The sequence below is a fragment of the Arthrobacter globiformis NBRC 12137 genome (assembly GCF_000238915.1).
GTDB classification, from domain to species: Bacteria; Actinomycetota; Actinomycetes; order Actinomycetales; family Micrococcaceae; genus Arthrobacter; species Arthrobacter globiformis.
Map to the genome: position 1 here is coordinate 37,503 of NZ_BAEG01000118.1, position 19,202 is coordinate 56,704.

23 protein-coding genes and 1 pseudogene are annotated in these 19,202 nt (G+C 65.7%); 11 read left to right on the plus strand and 13 right to left on the minus strand.

All coding sequences use genetic code 11. The annotated features are described in order from the left end of the window. Positions 1–55: 55 nt before the first annotated feature. Positions 56–478 (minus strand): Hsp20/alpha crystallin family protein, encoded by a 423-nt coding sequence (locus ARGLB_RS21900; protein WP_043420231.1) that lies wholly within the window; start codon positions 476–478, stop codon positions 56–58. A 139-nt stretch (positions 479–617) separates the two neighbouring features. Here ARGLB_RS21900 and ARGLB_RS21905 point away from each other — a divergent pair, with 139 nt between their 5' ends. After that, the gene (locus ARGLB_RS21905) at positions 618–1,010 is read left to right on the plus strand and encodes a MerR family transcriptional regulator (RefSeq protein ID WP_003806362.1); all 393 of its coding nucleotides are present in this window, start codon (positions 618–620) and stop codon (positions 1,008–1,010) included. Between the two features lie 3 nt (positions 1,011–1,013). On the opposite strand, the gene ARGLB_RS21910 is transcribed toward ARGLB_RS21905, so the two are convergent. Continuing rightward, positions 1,014–1,319 (minus strand): MmcQ/YjbR family DNA-binding protein, encoded by a 306-nt coding sequence (locus ARGLB_RS21910; protein WP_003806364.1) that lies wholly within the window; start codon positions 1,317–1,319, stop codon positions 1,014–1,016. Between the two features lie 4 nt (positions 1,320–1,323). Then, positions 1,324–2,079, minus strand: a complete 756-nt coding sequence (locus ARGLB_RS21915) for a phosphatase PAP2 family protein (protein WP_003806365.1) — start codon at positions 2,077–2,079, stop codon at positions 1,324–1,326. A 187-nt stretch (positions 2,080–2,266) separates the two neighbouring features. Here ARGLB_RS21915 and ARGLB_RS21920 point away from each other — a divergent pair, with 187 nt between their 5' ends. Beyond that, positions 2,267–2,509, plus strand: coding sequence for a hypothetical protein (locus ARGLB_RS21920; RefSeq protein WP_003806366.1), 243 nt, complete (start codon positions 2,267–2,269; stop codon positions 2,507–2,509). A 54-nt stretch (positions 2,510–2,563) separates the two neighbouring features. Next, positions 2,564–2,761, plus strand: coding sequence for a hypothetical protein (locus ARGLB_RS21925; protein ID WP_003806367.1), 198 nt, complete (start codon positions 2,564–2,566; stop codon positions 2,759–2,761). 327 nt (positions 2,762–3,088) lie between these two features. Here ARGLB_RS21925 and ARGLB_RS21930 read toward each other — a convergent pair whose 3' ends face one another. Continuing rightward, positions 3,089–3,961 carry an NAD-dependent epimerase/dehydratase family protein gene (locus ARGLB_RS21930; protein WP_043420235.1) on the minus strand — a complete coding sequence of 291 codons (873 nt, stop codon included), beginning with the start codon at positions 3,959–3,961 and terminating at the stop codon, positions 3,089–3,091. Between the two features lie 286 nt (positions 3,962–4,247). Here ARGLB_RS21930 and ARGLB_RS21935 point away from each other — a divergent pair, with 286 nt between their 5' ends. Further along, complete coding sequence (locus ARGLB_RS21935; RefSeq protein ID WP_043420208.1) at positions 4,248–4,991, plus strand: GAF and ANTAR domain-containing protein; 744 nt, start codon at positions 4,248–4,250, stop codon at positions 4,989–4,991. Positions 4,992–5,012: 21 nt separating this feature from the next. Here ARGLB_RS21935 and ARGLB_RS21940 read toward each other — a convergent pair whose 3' ends face one another. Then, positions 5,013–5,522 (minus strand): Hsp20/alpha crystallin family protein, encoded by a 510-nt coding sequence (locus ARGLB_RS21940; RefSeq protein ID WP_003806370.1) that lies wholly within the window; start codon positions 5,520–5,522, stop codon positions 5,013–5,015. A gap of 368 nt (positions 5,523–5,890) precedes the next feature. On the opposite strand from ARGLB_RS21940, the gene ARGLB_RS21945 reads away from it, so the two are divergent. Together ARGLB_RS21945 and ARGLB_RS21950 are read left to right on the plus strand one after the other, a co-directional pair. Beyond that, positions 5,891–6,079, plus strand: a complete 189-nt coding sequence (locus ARGLB_RS21945; protein ID WP_139023449.1) for a hypothetical protein — start codon at positions 5,891–5,893, stop codon at positions 6,077–6,079. Beyond that, positions 6,069–6,524: a hypothetical protein gene (locus ARGLB_RS21950; protein WP_003806372.1), complete on the plus strand. Its 456-nt coding sequence runs from the start codon at positions 6,069–6,071 to the stop codon at positions 6,522–6,524. The genes ARGLB_RS21945 and ARGLB_RS21950 overlap by 11 nt, the downstream gene beginning before the upstream one ends. Positions 6,525–6,585: 61 nt before the next feature. On the opposite strand, the gene ARGLB_RS21955 is transcribed toward ARGLB_RS21950, so the two are convergent. Beyond that, positions 6,586–7,200, minus strand: a complete 615-nt coding sequence (locus tag ARGLB_RS21955; RefSeq protein WP_043420210.1) for a TetR/AcrR family transcriptional regulator — start codon at positions 7,198–7,200, stop codon at positions 6,586–6,588. A gap of 138 nt (positions 7,201–7,338) precedes the next feature. Between ARGLB_RS21955 and ARGLB_RS21960 the strand changes: the two genes are divergently transcribed. The 3 genes from ARGLB_RS21960 (at position 7,339) to ARGLB_RS21970 (ending at position 8,931) form a co-directional block, all read left to right on the plus strand. Further along, on the plus strand, positions 7,339–7,575 hold the full coding sequence (locus ARGLB_RS21960; RefSeq protein ID WP_003806375.1) for a hypothetical protein: 237 nt from the start codon (positions 7,339–7,341) through the stop codon (positions 7,573–7,575). Between the two features lie 152 nt (positions 7,576–7,727). Then, positions 7,728–8,207, plus strand: coding sequence for a sensor histidine kinase (locus ARGLB_RS21965; protein WP_003806376.1), 480 nt, complete (start codon positions 7,728–7,730; stop codon positions 8,205–8,207). Positions 8,208–8,271: 64 nt separating this feature from the next. After that, entirely contained in the window at positions 8,272–8,931 is a 660-nt protein-coding gene (locus ARGLB_RS21970) for a nucleoside/nucleotide kinase family protein (protein ID WP_003806377.1), read from the plus strand. Here the strand turns inward: ARGLB_RS21970 and ARGLB_RS21975 are convergent, their stop codons facing one another. Next, on the minus strand, positions 8,932–9,177 hold the full coding sequence (locus tag ARGLB_RS21975) for a hypothetical protein (protein WP_003806378.1): 246 nt from the start codon (positions 9,175–9,177) through the stop codon (positions 8,932–8,934). It abuts the gene before it with no gap. Between the two features lie 142 nt (positions 9,178–9,319). Beyond that, positions 9,320–10,367, minus strand: a pseudogene (locus tag ARGLB_RS21980) (LLM class flavin-dependent oxidoreductase). 142 nt (positions 10,368–10,509) lie between these two features. Here ARGLB_RS21980 and ARGLB_RS21985 point away from each other — a divergent pair. Together ARGLB_RS21985 and ARGLB_RS21990 are read left to right on the plus strand one after the other, a co-directional pair. Further along, positions 10,510–11,346, plus strand: coding sequence for an alpha/beta fold hydrolase (locus tag ARGLB_RS21985; protein ID WP_003806382.1), 837 nt, complete (start codon positions 10,510–10,512; stop codon positions 11,344–11,346). A gap of 300 nt (positions 11,347–11,646) precedes the next feature. Then, entirely contained in the window at positions 11,647–12,168 is a 522-nt protein-coding gene (locus ARGLB_RS21990; protein ID WP_139023450.1) for a hypothetical protein, read from the plus strand. Between the two features lie 95 nt (positions 12,169–12,263). Here the strand turns inward: ARGLB_RS21990 and ARGLB_RS21995 are convergent, their stop codons facing one another. The 5 genes from ARGLB_RS21995 to ARGLB_RS22015 all read right to left on the minus strand — a co-directional run bounded on the left by ARGLB_RS21995 (position 12,264) and on the right by ARGLB_RS22015 (position 19,200). Beyond that, positions 12,264–14,363, minus strand: a complete 2,100-nt coding sequence (locus ARGLB_RS21995; RefSeq protein ID WP_003806384.1) for an Ig-like domain-containing protein — start codon at positions 14,361–14,363, stop codon at positions 12,264–12,266. Between the two features lie 246 nt (positions 14,364–14,609). Next, positions 14,610–16,304, minus strand: a complete 1,695-nt coding sequence (locus ARGLB_RS22000; protein ID WP_003806385.1) for a multicopper oxidase family protein — start codon at positions 16,302–16,304, stop codon at positions 14,610–14,612. Between the two features lie 303 nt (positions 16,305–16,607). After that, positions 16,608–17,624, minus strand: coding sequence for a magnesium and cobalt transport protein CorA (locus tag ARGLB_RS22005; RefSeq protein WP_003806386.1), 1,017 nt, complete (start codon positions 17,622–17,624; stop codon positions 16,608–16,610). Between the two features lie 171 nt (positions 17,625–17,795). Beyond that, a complete protein-coding gene (locus ARGLB_RS22010) occupies positions 17,796–18,194 on the minus strand; it encodes a cupin domain-containing protein (RefSeq protein ID WP_003806387.1) in 399 nt (132 codons plus the stop codon). A 274-nt stretch (positions 18,195–18,468) separates the two neighbouring features. Beyond that, entirely contained in the window at positions 18,469–19,200 is a 732-nt protein-coding gene (locus ARGLB_RS22015) for a glutamine amidotransferase (RefSeq protein ID WP_003806388.1), read from the minus strand. Between the last annotated feature and the right edge of the window lie 2 nt (positions 19,201–19,202).

A 19,202-nucleotide genomic window follows, 5' to 3' on the forward strand; every position in this document is an offset into this window, starting at 1 on the left:
GGGCGGCCCGGGGTTTCCGACTGGAAACCGCAGGCCGCCCCTGCCAGCGCGGCGGCTACGTCTCGATCTGGTGCAGCTGGCCCTTGCTTTCGATCTCGATCTTCCGCGGCTTTGCCTGCTCGGCAACCGGGATGCGCAGTGTCAGCACGCCAAGATCGTAGCTTGCCCTGATCTTGTCCGCGTCCAGGGTGTCGCCGAGAATGACCTGGCGGCTGAAGACGCCGCGCGGCCGCTCGGAGACCACCAGCTCGACGTTGGGCTGGGTGGCATCACGGCGCTCTGCCCGGACGGTAAGGACGTTCCGTTCAACGTTCAGATCCACGTCGTCGGGAGAAATCCCGGGCAAGTCAAACGCCACCACGAATTCCCCGTCTTCCTGCCACGCGTCCATGGGCATGGCGGCCGGACGGGCTGCTGTTCCGAAGACCTGCTGGGTGAGCCGGTCCAGCTCACGGAACGGGTCAGTACGGATTAGCATCATTTCCCACTCCCTTCAGCATGTAGGTTGTATGGCTACCCATCACCCGTTTATCTATGGTGGTGGATATAGATTTTTTATAGCACCGGTGACAAACTGGTGCAAGAGGAAAAACGAGAAAATCTGGACGGGGAATCACATGGCCAACCGGGACGGCGCCGGGCGCCGGCTGTACGCCATTTCTGTCGTGGCGGAGCTCGTGGGGACGGGCCAGCAAAACATCCGGCTCTATGAGCGCCGCGGCCTGCTGACCCCCGAAAGGACCGACGGCGGCACCCGCCAGTACAGCGAATCTGACCTGGCGGTCCTGCGCCGCATCGCTGAACTCCTGGACGAAGGGCTCAACCTGGCCGGTGTGGCCAAGGTGCTGGAACTGGAAATGGACAACGCCCGGCTGCGCCGCCAGCTGCAGCGGGCCCGCGGCCGCGGCGCCAGCCCCGGGGACGGCGGCAGCCCGCAGGACAGCGCCCGCGCCGGGCACAACGACGGCGACCGGCCGGCAGAGCCAACAAGCGAGGACGTCGGCACCTGAGGACTACAGCCGGCCCCCGGCGAGCAGGAAGGAGTCCTCAAGCAGTTCGGCGAGCTGGCCGCCGTCGACCCTTGAAAGCCGGACAAGGACCAGCTGGGGCGACCGCTCATGGTGCGGCGTCCAGAAGTACGTTGCCGGATCCGTTCCGGCGAGAGCCTCGCGCTCGGCGGTCTTGACCGTGAGCACGCCCGTTTCCCAGATGCGGGCCATCAGGGTTTTGGCGAACCAGGCCGGCTGATTCCAGCTGGCGCGTTCGGTCACGCCCGGCAGTGCAAGGCAGATCCGGCGGACATCGGCTTCGGTGGCCATGCCGTCAGTCCGGGGCGTCGGCTTTGGAGAGCTCGCCGGTGACTTCCTCGCCCGGCACCCGGGCGGTGCGCCAGGTGTCCACGGCAATCACCGCACCGAGCACCACCAGCGACAGCGACACCGACGCCACGGCGTCGCTCACCCAGTGGTAGCCCAGATAGAGCCTGCTGACGGAGGCCGCGAAGACTCCGATGATGGCCACAATAAAGCTGACGACGGCGGCCTTCGGGTTCCGGTGCCGGGAAAAGACCAGGAACGTGGTCACCAGCAGGAAGTCAGATGCACCCAGGACGTGGCCGGACGGGAAGGAAAATGTTTGGTCTGCGCCGAACAGCATCTGGTCCACTGGTGGGCGTTCCCTTTCGACGGACCTGCCGATGAGCTGGGCGAGCCCCACACCGGTGAGCATGGCCGCTGCCAGCAGGATGGGCCGCCAGGCGTGCTTGGCCAGAATGCCCCACGCCACCGTGACGACCAGGACGATGATCGGCAGCCCCACGGGTCCGAAGATGATGGCAAGGATGATCATCACCACGGTCAGCGCTTCGGATCGCGTCGTCAGCAGCCACCTCTGCGCCTCACCGTCAGCGCTGGCCAGCCCGTCCTTTTGCCAGACACCGGCGAGCGTAAAGAAGAAGACCGTTGCCCCCACGAGGGCAAGGATGATCGCCGTGGCGTAGAGCCCTTTCCTCGCGCCCGGTTCCATGTACCGCTCTTCGACCACAAACTTGTCATGGAAGGCGCGCCACCGGCCCTGCATGCCCGCTGATTCTTCTGCCACCCGAAAGACCGCCTGTGTGCTGAGGAATATTGTCTAGAAGTGAAGGTTATCCCTGTTCCGCGCCGGGCGGCAGAAAGCGGGCGGCAGAAATCCTAAGCGCCCTTACGGATGTCTTCCCCCGCTGTTACGGTAAGACTTCCAGCCCCACGAGGTCTCAGGAGACGACATGAGCACTGAAGGAACCGGCCAGGAAGAACAGAACAGCGGAACTGCGCCGCAGACCCAGGGGGACGGCGTCCCGGACTCCGGCGCCGGCGTCGCGGTGGGAGCCGGCGAGCCGAACACGTTCGAACCGGAGGAGGGCACGGACAGCACGCGGACCGGAGCGCCAAGCGACGAGCAGATCGCCACGGCGGAGGACACCCCGAACGTCGAAGAAACACCGGTGGATACGACCGAACCCAGCTGACCGGGTGGATAATTAGTCACACATTGAAGTGGCAACGGGGCTACGGAGGCTGCCGTGAGGATCATCGGAACACTTGTGATCATCTGGCTCATCGTCGGCGTTTTCGCCGCGTTTCAGCGGGGCTACTTCGGTGGCTCCCCGGACTCCTGCACGGAGGCCGGAACCGTGGCGATCACCATCGCCGCAGGACCGCTGAACTACATGGGTGCCAACCCCAAGCTGAGCTGCGAAGTGCCCCAACCGTCCAACTAGCACGGCCTTCCGAGTAGCACGGCCGTCTAAGAAGCGGCTCGGCGCCGGACGGGGCGTTGCCGTTCACCGGCGATTCACACGCGCGTCCCCGCCTGTCCAAGCTGCCTCGCTAGGTTCGGGGCCATGGACATCACACGCAGAACACTCATCACCAGCAGCCTCTGAGCCGGCCTCGTTATCGCCCTGCCCGGCACCGCCTAGCCGGCACCGCCCCAGGAAACAGCGCGAACGGACATTTAAGCCCCACCCGTGCGGGGCTCAAGTGTTCGTTCGCGCTCAGTCGTTCCTGGCGCTCAGTCGTTTCTGGCTCTCAGTCGTTTGTGGCGCTCAGTCCTCGGTGGGCGTCGTGCGGTTCGAGTGGTAGTTCCGCCAACTGTGCTCGGGCGCGTAGCCAAGGAGCCGCTTCGCCTTGTCGATGGAGAGCAGAGTCTCGTGCTCGCCCAGCTCCTTCGTGACCTTCACCCGCGGGAACACGTCCGCCGCCAGGCTGGCGCTGGAGCGGCTCATGACGGTGTCCTCGTTGGCGACGATGAAGGCCTCGAACCCCGGCGTGCGGTATTCCAGCGCGCGCGCCACCGCCTGGGCACCGTCGCGCGCATCGATGTAGCCCCAGAGGTTCCACTTGCGAAGTGCGGCGTCCGAGTCAAAGGACGGAAACTCCTCGTAGTCCTCCGGATCCATGACGTTGGAGAAACGGAGTCCCACGATGCTCAACTCCGGGTCCCAGCGCGTCATCTGGATGGCCATCTGCTCCTCCAGATGCTTCACCAGCGAGTAGGTGCTCTCGGGGCGGGCCGGATATTCCTCGTCCACCGGGATGTAGGGAGGATCGACGTCGAACGGCAGTCCCAGCACCGTCTCACTGGATGCGTACACGATTTTCTTGATGCCGGCCCGGCGTGCGGCCTGGAACACGTTGTAGGTGGACAGCATGTTGTTTTCGAACGTGGCGGCGTCGGGCACCAGGCCGGGAGCGGGGATGGCGCCCAGATGGACGATCGCGTCGAAGCCCTGGTGCCGGTCATCCAGACCCAGGATGACGTCGACCACCTGCCCGTAGTTGCGCAGATCCACGGCGGCGAAATGCGGGCTCCGGTCACCCGTCCGGTCCAGGTTGAGGACCGAATGCCCGTCCGCCACAAGCCTGCGGACCACATTCCGTCCCAGCTTTCCGCTGCCTCCCGTTACGGCAATTCTCACCGCGGCCTCCTCCTGTTGGTTTGCCGCCCTGGCCAGGACGGCTGTGCTCGGTTCGCCGCAGTGGCTTCCGCCGCCCGGCACCTTCCCCCAGCCTAGGGCCCACGGCTGTAACGGCGGCCATGGTGCGTGCCGAACTGGTGTATATTTTCTCGGTACGGTTTAGCAGAAGGCCGTTGGATTGTTGTTCGATCCGGCACCTTGCTCGCCGCTATCCGCCCCGGCCATGGGGTCCCTGCGCTGCGCCCGCCGGTTCGTCTTGACCCGAGCGAAACGGTACCGAAAGATCGTGGCCAGCGAGTCGACCGCAAAACCTGAAACCTCAATCACGGAGCACCTCAACGAGCTTGTGCTCACCAGCTCCGACGTGGGCGAGTTCCTCCACGAGCTCGCCCGGATCTCTGCACGCAGCCTCTCTGAACCCGGGGACGAAGTCCTCTGCGGCGTAACCCTGCTGCGGCACCGCAAGGCAGCAACCGTGGCGAGCAGCAGCCCCGAGGCGCAGGCCATGGACGAGATTCAGTACGACTTTGGCGACGGTCCCTGCATGACGGCCTCGCGCGATCAGGTCACCATCCATATCACGGACCTCCGGAAGCATGACCGTTGGGACAGCTACGCCGAGAAGGTGCTGGGGCAAGGGGTCCGGTCAATTCTCGCCATTCCGTTTGTGCTTGAGGGCGAGACCCGGGCCGCGCTGAACCTGTACTCCCACCGGCCTGGACGTTTCGAGGGGCGCGTGCTGGAACTCGCCCAGGACTTCGTCAGCCAGACGTCGATGGCCCTGCGGCTGGCGGTGCGGTTCGCCCACTACAGCGACGCGGCGGCCAACCTCAAGGCCACCCTGGAAACGCGTACGGTGATCGACGTCGCCGTCGGCGTGATCATGGCGCAGAACAGGTGCAGCCAGGAGGAAGCCTTCGAGCTGCTCAAGGCGGCGTCGAGTACGCGCAACATCAAGCTGCACAGCGTGGCGACGTCGATCGTTGACTCGCTTGGCCAGGGACCGGCGAAGACCCACTACGAGGGCTGAACTGCCGGGCTGCGCGCACTGCTAGGGGCCACCGAAGCTCGGGCCGTCGGGGTCCTGCCCGCCCATCTGTGGAGTCCCCGCAGGCCGCGACGACCCCTCGGTTCCTGCGCCGGCCGTTCCCGCACCGCGGGAGACCCGGATCTTCTGGGCGCCCGCAGCGGACTCCTCAGTCAACGGAACGCGGACTTCCAGAACGCCGTCGGTATATGAGGCGCGGATGTCCTCCTGGTTCACCGGGGCGGGAAGGCTTACGGTCCGCGAAAACGTGCCGAAGCGGAATTCCGAGCGGTACCCTTCCTTGTCCTTGTGCTCCGATTTCTCTTCACGGCGGACGGTGATCTGCAGTTGGCTGCCGGTCAGCGTGATGTCGACGTCATTGTCAGGATCGATGCCCGGCGCTTCGGCCTTCACCACCAATGAGCCTGCCTCGCGGTATTCCTCGACACGCAGCCAGGCGTCCAGATCTCCCTCCAGGAATCGGCGGAAGGGTTCCGGGATATCGACGCCGGCACGCCTGAATATGTTGGTCATCGCTGTTACCTCCTGTCAGCTTCCGGCCCCATTGCAGGATGCGGATGACCGGAATGGGTCCCAACACCAACCAAGCTACGCCGTTGCCGGGCGCTTGTCAGGCGGTCGTCCGGGAGCCTCGCAAGCGGCGAACCTCCCCGCCTTCAGCGGCTCAGCGCCAGGAATCCTGAGAGTTTCCCTATGAAAACCCGGGAAGTTGCTGGCGGACGAAGGGGCGTTGTGGACAGACTGGACCGTTCCGTCAGGCGGACCCCCCCAAATCCGCCCAAAGTGCGGCTGCAGAGGGGTGCCGGCACCGAGGTTTTCACAGGAGGCTTGGCGCATATTGGCGCCATGCAAAGGATCACGCCGCCAGTGGAGAAGCCCCAGTGATGAAGCTGATACTCCTGTGTATTCCCGTGGTTACATTCGCCGCCCTCAACGTCTGGAGCCAGGCGGTTACGGAGCCGCCGGCCGTGCAGGGTCCGGGCGTGGTGGTCATTGAGCTGCCCACTTCAGCCAAAGCCGATTTCCTGAAAGAAGACGCGAACATTCAAGGAGGTTCCGATGGACGCTAGTGCCCCCACCCCTGCTGAGCACGAAAGGCTGAGGACTGCCGCCGATCCGGGGAGAAGCGCCGAGGAGGCGCTGGAGCTCTTCTGCAGCGACTCACTGAGGTCGATCGACAGGACTGTGATGCGCGCCCAGGTCATCGAACTCATCCTTGACATCCTGGCCACCACTGATGTCAAGTCCGAAGCCCGGCACCGGCTGCTGCAGCATCTGGCCTCCCATCCGGGATCCCCCGAGCAAGCGCTGCTGTGCCACCTGAGCGAAAACGCCTGCCTGCCGCCGGTCACGGACGGCAGCTCCCTCCCGGCGGCCGACTACTTCCCGGCGGGCGGAGACTACTTCGCGGCCGGCGCTGCAGAGGGGCCGATGGAAGGCACCAAAGACACAGTTGACGGACCGAAGCCGACGTGGCTGCCCGCTCCCCTGCGGAACCTGCTTCGGCTCGACTGAAGAGGAACGACGGCGGGGGTGGACCTACGCTGCCAGCTGCGGCGAGGTCAGGCCCCGGGTCTTAGTTCCGGTGGTGCGCGATGAGCCAGCCGGCCATCTGCTGCGCCCGCTTGTTGGCGAGGAAGTCGCCTTCCGTCGCGGAAATGATGGAGCCCTTCATCAGGATGTGCCAGGAGCGCGCGAATTCGTCAGGGCGTTCCAGCCCCGCTTCCTCGGCAAGTGCCTGGATGTGGCCCCGGATTCTGGCGAGGTAGCCGATGCTGGCCTCCCCCAGGGGATGCCCCGGGCCCATTTCGAGGAGGACATTGATGAACGTGCACGCTTCGAAATCGTCCCGCTGGAACCAATCGCCGAACACGTCGAAAATGGCCAGCAGCCGGCCCTCGGGTGTGGTTCCCCTGCGCCTCGCCTCGGAGACAATCAGGTCCACCGTCCATACCTGGTCACGGAGGGCCAGGAAAGCCAGAACCAGCGCATCCTTTGACGGAAAGTGACGGTAGAACGTCGACTTGGCCACGCCGGACCGCTCGATCAGCTCATTGATACCGACGTCCCGGACGCCGCGGTGGGAGAAAAGCTCGTAGGCAGCGGCCAGGATCCGATCCACTGGTTCGCTATGGCCGGTCCGCACCTCGTCAGGCAACAAGGTGTCCCCGGTTGCATCAGGAGCACTCATTAGGGAATCAGTGTACCTTGGGACTGGCAGAGACAGACCTGTCTGTCTTATTGTTTTAGGGTCATGACACCTCGTCATCGGGAATGCTGGTTCCCGGGCGCTGGCGTCACTGCAATGGAGCAGAATGGGAGGGCACCGATGGACGACGACATCCGCGCGGTGGAAGAAGCCGTGGCGACGCTGGAATCCGCAAAAGCAGAGCATGACCCGGCAGAGGCAACCCTGCAGAGCGCAGTAGCCGCGGCCGTAACCCACGGCAAGCCGATCCGTGAAGTGGCAGCCGCCGCGCATATGACAGCGCTGGAGGTTCTTGACGCCGCCGACGCCGCCACGTATCCGCAAAAGGAGCTTCAGCCCTGGATGCTGGCTACGTAGGCGCATGCAAGACCTTGCGAAAACTTGATTTGATCCCGAGGTAAACCTGCGGCAAGCCTGATCGGCCCGCGCCACCCTTAAGCATCAGCCCCTGGAGGAGAGATCTTTCCAGGGAAAGCATGCAACTAAGGCCGCTAGGAAGCGGGGGCGCCATGAACCAGTCAGCAACTCTCGAGGAAGTCATCGAAGTCGGCGGTGTCATGACCGACCGGCAGCCCGTGGACTTTCACCGGCTGGGGCTCGCCGGCTGCATCGACAGGCTCACTGTCCCCCTGCGCCGCCAGGGTACCTGCGTCCGGTGGGAGACACCCCATCACGGCGTGGAGATCTCGTCCGGCTGCGCCTCGCTGCTGTACCACTCCGCGCAGGTGGCGCTGAGCAACACGTTCAAATATGCGCATGCCACGGATGTCACTGTCCGCCTCGCAGCCGTTTTCCACGGCATCCGCCTGATGGTCGCCGACAACGGCACGGGCTTCGAGTCGGTTCCGCCGGCGGCGGGAGAAGGCATCGGCCACGGTGCGGGGCTCAGGACCATTTCACAGGCGGTAAAGGAAGCGGGCGGGACCGTGGACATCAGTTCGGCTCCCGGCACCGGCACGGCCATCACCATCACCATTCCGCTGGACTGACGCAACTCCGCGGCACCATCGGCACACTCCGGCGATCCGCCAGGACTCGCCTAGGATGCTGTGCATGACCCTTCCGAACGTTGAGCCCGTGAGTGCTTTCGAGTCCGCGGAGATCCAGCAGGCCGTCACCGAACTGCGCAGCCGGCTAACCTCCGGCCGACGGGTTCTGCTCGGCGTGGCTGGTTCCCCGGGGTCCGGCAAATCCACGTTCTCGGCCTGTCTCGCGGACGCCCTGGGCCCTGAGTCCGCCCTCGTGGTGCCCATGGATGGCTTCCACCTGGGCAACGCCATCATCGACGGCACTCCACTGCGACAGCGCAAGGGCGCTCCGGACACGTTCGACGTCGGTGGTTATCTTTCGCTCCTGAGGCGCCTTGTGCGCCGGGACGAGGAGGTCGTATACGCGCCGGAGTTCCGGCGGACGATCGATGAGCCCGTGGCCGCATCGCTCGCCATCCCAGCCGCCGTCCCGGTCATCATCACCGAGGGCAACTACCTGCTCAGCGACGCTCCGCGCTGGCAGCAGGTGCGGGCACAACTGGACGAGGTGTGGTTCATCGACACACCGCACAGCCTGCGCCTTGCCCGCCTGGTTGAGCGGCACATGTTCTACGGCATGGACCGCGCTGCGGCCGAGGCGTGGGCCAACGGGCCGGACGCGGCCAATGCCCGCCTAATCGAAGCCACGCGCTCCCGCGCCGACAGGATCATGACCTGGTACTAGCTACCTGTCCTCGGCATCCCACAGCCCGGATTCGTCCGCAGCCTCTTCCGGTTTGTGCTGGCCCTCCGGCGCTCCACTGCCAACGTAGCTGGCGGGCACTGTTCCGCCGGCCTGTGTCATCTGTTCCTCACGAATGTTGTGCGCCGTACCGGCCTGGGGATGGGGCTGTTCCTGTTCGACGGCGTCCGGGTCGCCAGGGCCCCGAAGCTCGCTGGGCTCTTCCGCATTGCGCTTGCTGTCAGTCATGCCACTGCCTCTCACTGGGAAATGCCGGTCGCGTCCCAGTCTAAGCACACCAAGTACCGCCGCAGCGAGCTTGCCAGAAGCCGGACCGTCCAGACCAGGATGAGCGCGATACCGGCCAGCGTGGGCACCCTGTGCCAGCAGGTTATGCTGGCCCCCGCACATCCTGCGGTGCCCACCCCAGGGATGGGGCCACATGCCGGGCGATGTTTTCCAGCAGCTTGGCGTTGTAGTCCACGCCAAGCTGGTTTGGGACGGTCAGCAGTAGCGTGTCTGCCGCCTGAACCGCGGCGTCGCCGGCCAGCTCGGCGGCGATGACGTCCGGCTCGCCGATGTAGCTCTTGCCGAAGCGGGCCAGGGTGCCATCCAGGGCGCCCACCTGGTCCCGTCCCTCGCGGAGGGCGCTCAGCCCGAAGTACTGCCGGTCCTCGTCATCGGCCAGCGGCAGGACGCTGCGGCTGACCGAAACCCGCGGCTCACGGCCGTGCCCGGCCGCCGCCCACGCCTCACGGAACATCGCTATCTGCTCGGCCTGGAGCTCGTGGAACGGTACCCCGGTATCCTCGGTCAGCAAGGTGGAGCTCATGAGGTTCATCCCGCGCTCCGCCGCCCAGACCGCTGTCTTCCGGGTTCCGGCGCCCCACCAGATCCGCTCGGGCAGCCCCTCGGATCGGGGCTGGACAGGGAGCAGCCCGGTGGCCCCTCCGGCGTACCGGGGATCGGCCTCCACCACGCCCGGCGCCGGAGATGGCCTGCCGGAACTCCTCGGCGTGCCGGCGCGCCATGTCGGCGTCGGTCTCGCCCTCCCGCGGCGCATGGCCGAAGGCGGCCGCGCCGTTCCGGGCCGGCTCGGGTGAGCCGCGGCTGATGCCGAGCTGAAGCCGGCCCCCGCTGATGAGGTCCGTGGCCGCCGCCTCCTCGGCCATGTACAGCGGATTCTCGTAGCGCATGTCGATGACGCCGGTACCGAGCTCAATGCGGCGGGTGCGGGCCGCCGCGGCCGCGAGCAGCGGAAACGGCGATGCCTGCTGGCGCGCGAAGTGGTGAACGCGGAAAAACGCGCCGTCGATGCCCAGCTCCTCCGCGGCCACGGCCAGCTCTATCCCCTGCAGCAGGGCATCACGTGCCGTCCTGGTGCGGGAACCCTGCACCGGGCCCCAGTGTCCGAACGAGAGGAAGCCAATTCGTTTCATGCCCACCACAACATCCCCGCGTCCTGTGCCATTCCTGCAGGCCACGCCCTGTGACAGGCCGCGCGCACCGGCCCGCGATCCCGATAGGTTGGTACCACCGCATGAGGACGTCCGTTCTCACGAGACCGAAGGGAATGCTGACATGGCGTACATCACCGTTGGACAGGAAAACAGCACCGACATCGAGCTCTACTACGAAGACCACGGAACCGGACAGGCTGTTGTCCTCATCCACGGCTACCCCCTGGACGGATCCTCCTGGGAAAAGCAGACGGCGGCCCTGCTCGATGCCGGCTACCGCGTCGTCACGTACGACCGCCGCGGATTCGGTAAGTCCAGCAAGCCCACCACCGGCTACGACTATGACACCTTTGCGGGCGACCTCAACACCATCCTGACCACCCTCGACCTCAACGATGCGGTGCTGGTTGGCTTCTCGATGGGAACCGGCGAAGTGGCCCGATACCTCTCCACGTTCGGGTCGGCCCGCGTGGCCAAGGCCGCCTTCCTCGGATCCTTGGAGCCCTACCTCCTGCAGACCGACGACAACCCCGCCGGTGTGCCGCAGTCAGTCTTCGACGGCCTTGCCGAGGCAGTCAAAGCGGACCGCTACGCCTTCTTCACCGAGTTCTTCAAGAACTTCTACAACAGCGACACCTTCCTGGGTACGCCCAGGCTCAGCGAGGAGACCGTCAAGGCCAGCTGGAACCTCGCAGCCAGCTCCGGTGCGTTCGCCTCGGTGGCCGCCCAGCCCACCTGGATCACCGACTTCCGCGCCGATATCCCGAAGATCGACGTCCCGGCACTGATCGTGCATGGCACGGCGGACAACATCCTGCCGATTGACGCTACGGGCCGGGAGTTCAGCAAGGCCCTCCCGGAGGCTGACTACGTGGAGATCGACGGCGCCCCGCACGGCCTGCTCTGGACCCACGGCGCAGAGGTCAACGAGGCCCTGCTCAGCTTCCTGGGCAAGTAGCCCGGCGCCAAAGGAGGACGCCCGACGGCGGTACGCCCCACCGTCGGACGCCCTCTCGCCGCCCTACAAACAACTCCAACAGGTTGACAAATACTGAAACTAAGTGTTGACACGCACTTACGGGCGTACAATTTGAAACACCGGATCCAAGGGCTTTCCTTGAAAATGAATCCGGCTCCAGGCCCACCCGGCCAGTCCGGGTGGACGATCATAAAACGGACAGAAGTGGTTGATAGGTCTCCACGCGTCACGTGATCGGCCAGCGATGCCCGAACACACCTCGCGGGAGAAACAATGACAATGACTCCGCCAACACCGTCCCGCCGCTCGGCCAGGATCGCGTTGGTTTCCACTGTTTCGCTGGGCCTGCTTGCGGGCCCCATCGCCATGGCCACTCCGGCTGTGGCAGACTCCAAGAGCGCTGACTGTACCGTCAAGGCGCTGAAGCCGAAGGTCCATGACAAGGACAAGGGCGGCTACAAGAAGGGCGAACGCAAGTTTGTCAAGGTGGAATTCGAGTTCAAGATCCGCTGCGACAAGGACACCAAGGTCCACTTCCAGCAAAAGATGTTCCAGAAGGACGGCAAGTGGAAGGTTGACCAGATCGGCAAGGACCACGGAAACGTGTGGGTCCACAAGCATGAATCCGTTGTCAACATCGTCAAGGTCTACGACAAGGACCGCCACGACAAGTACGAGAAGGTCTTCCACTACGTCAAGATCCGGGTGGAGAAGAAGGACAGGTACGGCAAGTGGGCAAAGTGGTCAGACTTTGACAAGAGCCCGGTCGCAACCATCTACATCCCCAACGGACGCTACTAGCAGTTCGCTGCTTTCCTGAGTATCGGATTCACTAGCTGAACAGGAGGCCGACGGCGGCACGTGGGTGCCGCCGTCGGCGCTGTTTTTACTCTCGCTCAGAGAGAACCTGTGCTGAACGTCCAGCTGGTGGACTTCAGCGGGTTACCCGCCAGGTCGCGGACCGCGACGGAGCCTCCGGTCACTGTTACCGTGTACTTGGTCCATGCGCCCAGGGTTGCCGACGGGTTCAGGATCCACTGATTCGTGGTGCCATTGCGGGAAACCGTTGCCGACATCTTCACGCCGGTGGCGGTGTTCTTCAGCGTGACGGTGCCGGTGCTTGCTCCTTGGATGGCCTCGCTGAAGGTCACCGCGATGTTGTTGACGCGCCGCACCAGCGTGGCGCCCGGGCGCGGCGTCATGGCCGTGATGCTCGGGGCCGGGCCGGTGGTGAACGTCCAGCTGGTGGTGGCCAGCGGGGTGCCTGCAGCGTCGCGGATGGCCGCAGCCCCGCCGGTCAGCGTCACGGTGTACTTTGCGTCGCTGGCGAGGCTGGCCGAGGGGTCCAGTGTGGCGGTCCGGGTAGTTGCGCTGTACGTGACGGCCGCCGGGACCACTGTGCCGCCCGGGCCCCGCAGCACGAAAGTGCTGGCACTGAGGCCCTGCACCGCGGTGTCGAAGGTGGCCGTGACATTGCTTCCTGCAGCCACGGAGGTGCCGTTCGCCCCGGGCGTGCGGGCCGTGACAGCGGGGGACGCGGCGGTGGTGAAGGACCAACTACCCGTCACGAAGGGGGTGCCTGCGGCGTCGCGGATGGCCGAGGCCCCGCCGGTCAGCGTCGCCGTGTACTTCTGCGCCGCGGCTAGCAGGCCCTCAGGGTTCAGCGTTGCGGTGCGCGTGGCGGCATCGTAGCTGACGGCAGCCGGCACCGCTGTGCCTGAGGCGTTCCGGAGGACGAAGGTGGAACCGGCCACGCCCTGGACCGCTGCGCTGAACGTGACGGTGACGTTGGCTCCCACAGCTGCGCCTGAGGAGTTGGCTGCCGGGCTGAGCGCCGTGACGGCGGGCGCGGTGAGGGCTCCCGCCGCGGGGTCGGTGAACAGCAGCCGGTTTGGTGTCCCCGCGGTGGCGGCGGAGACGGCCCCGGGGGTTGCCGCGGAAAGCAGCTTCGCCGCCACGTCTGCCGGCGGCAGGCCAGGTGACCGGGACAGCATTACGGCTGCGGCGCCTGCCACGTGCGGTGAGGCCATCGAGGTGCCGCTCATCAGGGCCGTGGCCGTGGTGGAGCCGGGGGACGCGGACTTGATGCCCACGCCCGGCGCGTACAGGTCAACGCAGCTGCCGTAGTTGGAGAACGCTGCCTGCTTGTCCGCGGAGTCGCTCGCTGCGACGGTCAGCGCGCCGGCAACGCGGGCCGGGGAGCTGTTGCAGGCATCGGCGGTGGAGTTCCCGGCGGCAACCACGGCGGTGACGCCGTCGTTGATGATGCCCTGCACCGCGGCGTCCACCATGGCGCTGGCGGTGCTGCCGAGGCTCAGGCTGGCCACGGCCGGGGTTCCGGCCTGGTGGTTGGACGCGACCCACTCCAGGCCCGCGATGACATCCGAGTTGAAGCCCGACCCGCTGCAGTCCAGGACCCTCACGGGAATCACGGTGGCCGCCTTGGCCACGCCGTAGGTCTTCCCCGCAATGGTGCCGGCAACGTGCGTGCCGTGGCCGTTGCAGTCCCCGGTGCCCAGCCCGTCGGAAATCGCGGTCCATCCCTGCGCGACGCGGCCAGCAAACTCCGCGTGCGCAGACAGCACGCCGGAGTCAATGACATAGGCGCTCACCCCGGCGCCTGACGACGCCGAGGTGTAGGTCCCGGAGAGCGGCAGGGCGCGTTGGTCAATGCGGTCCAGGCCCCACGGTGCGGACTGCTGGGTATCGGCGGCCGTCACCGGGGCATCGGGTTCGACGGCGGCGACGCCCGCCGAGCGCTTCAGTTCCGCAGCCTGTCCCGGCGTTGCCGTCACCACGGCGCCCCGGAGGGCCTTGGCGAAGGTGCGCCCGACCGCGATGTTCCTCGAGCGCAGGTTCCGCACGGCCGAGGATACGTCGGTCCCGGCAGAGTAGCGCACGATGTAGCGGGCCGGAGCTGGCGCCGCCGCCGGGGTTTCCGTGGCGGCGGTGCCCCCGGCGGCAGTGACAGGCGAAGCTCCGGCGAATGCTGCCACAAGGCTCGTCAGCAGCAGCGAGGCAAAGGCAGGACGGAGAACAGAAGCGCGAATTTTGGGGTTCCTTCGAAAGCTGAGGGCCAGCGGGGAAAGCCAGTGGAAGGCTGTATCCAGTGTATTTTCTGTGCGCCTGTGGCAGGCCGCAGCTGCATGGAAGCTTCGGCGAAGCTTCGGCTCCTGCGGAAAACCCGGCGTAATCCTGAGCTTTCTTCCCGGGCTGCCCATCGTCAGCTACGTGACACCTCCTCAGGTGCCGGCCGGGAACGCCGGACGGTACACGGGCGGGAACGAGCCCAACGGCGTGAGGTCCGTCTTGGGCGGGTCGGAGAGGATGGGGTCGTTGTTCCGCAGGTCGCCCACGGAAAACTGCACCATCATGTCGTGGTCCTCATGCACCAGGTTGTGGCAGTGCATCATGTACCGGCCGCCGGGGGAATCCGGTCCCGTATCGAACTGCATGAGCAGCGTGATGGATTCGTTCTCACCGGCGTAGAACACGTCCTTTGGCCCGGTCTCCCATGCGAACGGTTTGCCGCCGTTGGTGTTGCGGGCAATGATCTTGGCGTCGACGAGGTGGATGTGCACGGGATGGAACCAGCCGCCAGACTCGTTGATGATGGTCCACTGTTCCACGGAGTTCCGCCTCGGGACGGCGAAGCACCTGGTGAATCCCGACCTTTCCACGTCCTCCCAGGTCTCCTCGTTGATGGTCCATTCCCCGCCCTGGCGCTTCACCCGGAGCACGCGCTTGGCAACCGCCATCTCGGGCGTGAGGCTCATGGTGGCGATGCTGCCGCGCGCGCTTCCCGGCGTGCCGCCGTCGTCCAGGGTCACCGGCACGGAACTGATGCTTCCGGCCGAGGAGCCGGAGTCGGCCACCACCTGAAACCGCATGATCTTGTTGGTGTTGGGGAAGTCCATGTTGTTCTTATTGCTGAGGTTCCGCAGGTCCACCGTCTGCCCGGCCCGGTACCTGCGGAAATCGATGAGGATCTCGTAGCGCTCCGCCGTTCCCTGTCGCCACGACGAGACGGCCTGGACCTTGGGCACCATGCCGCCGTCGGTGGCCACGATGTGGACGGGCTCCCCGTTGGACAGGGCGGGGCGGTAGGAACGGGTGATCGACGCGACGAGCACCCGGAACCGGTAGATGCGGGGCTTGACCTTCATGAGCGGCCACGGGACGCCGTTCACCATGATGATGTCCCCCCACAGCCCGTCGTGATCGTTGTCGTTGTAACCGAGTGAGCCGTTCGCGTTGAACAGCGCGTCCGAGATGATCAGCGGCACGTCGAACTCGCCCTGGGGCAGCTGGGCCCTTTCGAACCTGTCCGACAACGGATACATGGCCGCGAGCCCGGAGTAGACGCCCTGTGCCGTGACCAGGTGGTGGTGGTCGTGGTACCAGAGGGTGCGGGCGTTCTGCCAGTTGGGATAGTGGTAGTTCTTGAACTTTCCCGGTGCCGTGGAATCGTTGGCGTAGCCGTCATACTGCGGCAGCGATGCGGAGCCGTGCAGGTGGGTGACCGTCTTGAAGGTGCCGGGGTGGAGCAGCGCCGTGGACGGAAGGGCGTTGCGGACCCGCACTTCGGTCCGGGTCCCCTGCGGCACCCGGATGGTGGGTCCGGGAAAGATTCCGTTGTACCCGGCCACCGTGGTGTACAGGCCCGGGACGAACCGCGCCTGGCCCAGCTTCTGGGTGAGGGCGTAGCGGGCGAACGGCCGGGCGGGGTCACCGCCGTCGAAACCCGTCTGGTACGGCACCAGCTCCGGCGGACGGCGGAACAGCGCCGTGTACGGCACTGGCATGTTTGCCGGGGCCAGCTGGCTCCGCGTAATGAGTGACGTGCTCTGAGTCGGCTCGTCGCCGCTCGCCGCCACTCCGGTCAAAGACGCTGCCCCCACCACGCCCAGTTTCAGAACTTCCCTGCGAGACGTCATTGTCCCCTCCAGATGTCGACTGTGGATTAAACGAAGGCAGACCTGCGGCCTGGGCCGCAGGTCTGCCAATCCCCAGGGACGCGGAACCCCGAACTTTCCCGGCCGGTGGCCGAACAGCCGCCGTGCCCTGACCAAGTTCGGAGTTCCGCTCCCCTGCCGCAAGGGGGGTGGAACAACACAATTGTTGGCCGTACTGCTTCTGGAAACCTTGGAGAAGTTGGCCGCCGGCGGCTCGCCCCACCCAAATGGGGTGTGCGGAAGGCACAGGTGCTGACGAAGGGCGGCGGTTCCGGGCGGGGTGTTCTAGATCCAGTTGTTGTGCTTGAACGTGGCGTAGAGGACCAGCCCCATGCCGAGCATCAGCCCCAGCGCCATGGGGTAGCCGAAGATCCAGTCGAGCTCAGGCATCGTATGGAAGTTCATCCCGTAGATGGTGCCGATGAGCGTGGGCGCGAAGAGGATGGCCGCCCAGGAAGAGATTCTCTTGACCTGCTCGCTCTGCGCGAAGCTGGACTCGGTGAGGCGCCGCATCTCGTCGTTCTGGCGCTGGGCAACGAGGGCTGCGTTAACCGCGAGGGCGTTCTGCAGCAGCGCCCGGAAGGACGCGATCCGGTCGTTGAGCCGCAGGACGTGGTCCAGCACATCGCGGAGGTGGTCCTGCAGTTCGGGGCCGGGGTGATGGTCCGGCGTTCCGGCGATCAATGCCTGCAGGATTCCGGCCAGTGGCCCGGTGGCACGCTGGACGGTGATGACCTGGCGGGACAGCTCGTAGATGCGCCGGGAGACTTCCGGATCCGCGCCGAACAGTTCATCCTCGATCTCGTCGATGTCGTTTTCCAGGCCGGCGGCAACAGGCTCGTACTCGTCGACCACCTGGTCCAGGATGGCGTACAGCACGGCGTCGGGGCCGAGGGCCAGGAACTCCGGCTGGGATTCCATCCGGCGGCGCACCCGCGCGAGGTCCGGTGATTCCGCGCGGCGGACGGTGACCACGAAATCCGGCCCGGCGAAGACGTGGATTTCGCCGAACTCCACCTTTTCGACGTCGTCGAGGTACCGTGCCGGGCGCAGGACGAGGAAGAGCGTTTCACCGTAATGCTCAAGCTTGGCGCGCTGGTGTCCGGTGAGCGCGTCCTCGACTGCCAGCGCGCTGAGGTCGAACTCGTCAGCCACCGACCGCAGCTCGTGGGGATCCGGCCGGTAGAGCCCGATCCAGGCCATGCCCTCGCGCTGCCGCAGCAGGAAGTAGGTCTCCTCCAGCCCTTCCGGATCAGCCGTCCTGCGGCCGGCCACGTACACGGCGTTATCGATGATGGCCATGGCGGCGACTCCTCAGCTGGACCGGCATCCCATGGCAGTGACGTTATCCCTTCCGGAACGCCGTGCCAATAAGACGCCGTGCCACAAGGGCCCGCACGGCAATGGCGCGCACGGCAATGGCGCCGCCCCAGCTACCGGCGCCTGCGATGCTGCGGCTCAGATTTGGCCGGCTCAGATTCTGGCGTGGAGTCCGCGGCTGACCGGCCGCCCGAACGATGCCGCGCCGAGAAATTCAACGGCAACGAACGGCTCGGAACCCACAACCCATTCGTCGTGCCCCGGAGGAATCGCGTAGGTGTCATTGGCGTGGATGAAGGATCGGGTGCCCTCGGGCGACTCCACCTCCATGACGCCGGACAGGCAGAACCCGAGGTGGTTGTGCTGGCAGAAGGGTGTCTGCTCCGTGGGTTTGGTGCATTCGGACCAGCGCCAGCCGGGGGCGAGGATCAGCCGGGCAACGGAGAAATCGTTGACGCTGACCAGATCCACCTCGGCCTTGTCCGGGCACCTCTTCTTATCCGGTTCGTCGAAGGATTTGACGGCAAGGGCTGTAATGAAATTAGCGGTCATGGACGGTACCTGCAGATTTGGTTGAGACCTGAAATCAAAAAGGCGGCTTCGGGAGAAGCCCCACGCTGGCGAGGTGCATGCTGCCACGGAGGCGTTACCGTTCAACAGCCGCAAATTGTTGGTGTGGCTGCCCCCTCGCCGCACACGCACGCAACAGATCAATGTTGACGTAGTCCAACCGTAGACCTCCGCCAGCCGAAGTCAATGGGGAATCTGCGCACCCACCGAAGCCTGAGGCGTGCACCGAGTGGGCGCCGGTGACAGCGAACTGCCCTTACCGGCCGTAGATCTTCACGAAGTTCCGCAGGATCTTCATGGGTTCGGTGGCCGAGTACGTCCTGGCTGCCTCCATCAGCTCCTCGGCGGACTCGGGCGGAAAGTAGCCGGCGTGGCGGTAGATGTCGATCCTGGTCACGAGGCCCTCGGCGTCGAGCTCGGGGTGGAACTGCGTCGCGTACAGGTTCTGCTTGATCCGGAACATGTGCACCGGGCAGGCGGCGGAGCTGGCGAGCAGCACCGCGTGCGGGGGCAGCACCGTGCACCCCTCCTTGTGGCCGGTGAAGGCGGTGAACTGCCCCGGAAGGCCGGCCAGCAGCGGATCCTGCAGGCCCGCCGGGCTCAGGCTGATGGTTACCCCGCCCAGCTGCTCGCCGTAGGTCCGGTCGATCACGGCGCCCTGGTGCAGGCCAAGGGTGCCCACCCCGTAGCAGGCGCCCAGGAACGGGAAATCCTCGTCCACGATCCGGTCCAGCAGCCCCGCCAATTCGCGCTCCACACGGTGCTGGGCTTCGCTCTTCTTTTCGGGAGGGTCGCTCGAAGTGAACGGGCTGCCGCCCACGATGATGCCGGAATAGTCATCGAGGTCCAGCTCCGGAAGCGGCGCGCGCTCCATCCGGATCCGCTTCAGCTGGTCCGGCTCCAGTCCGCCAAAGCGCAGGTACGCCTCGTATTCGTCCTCCGCGGCGACGTCCTCGGCCCGCGAGGCGAGCAACAGAAACGGCTTCACGT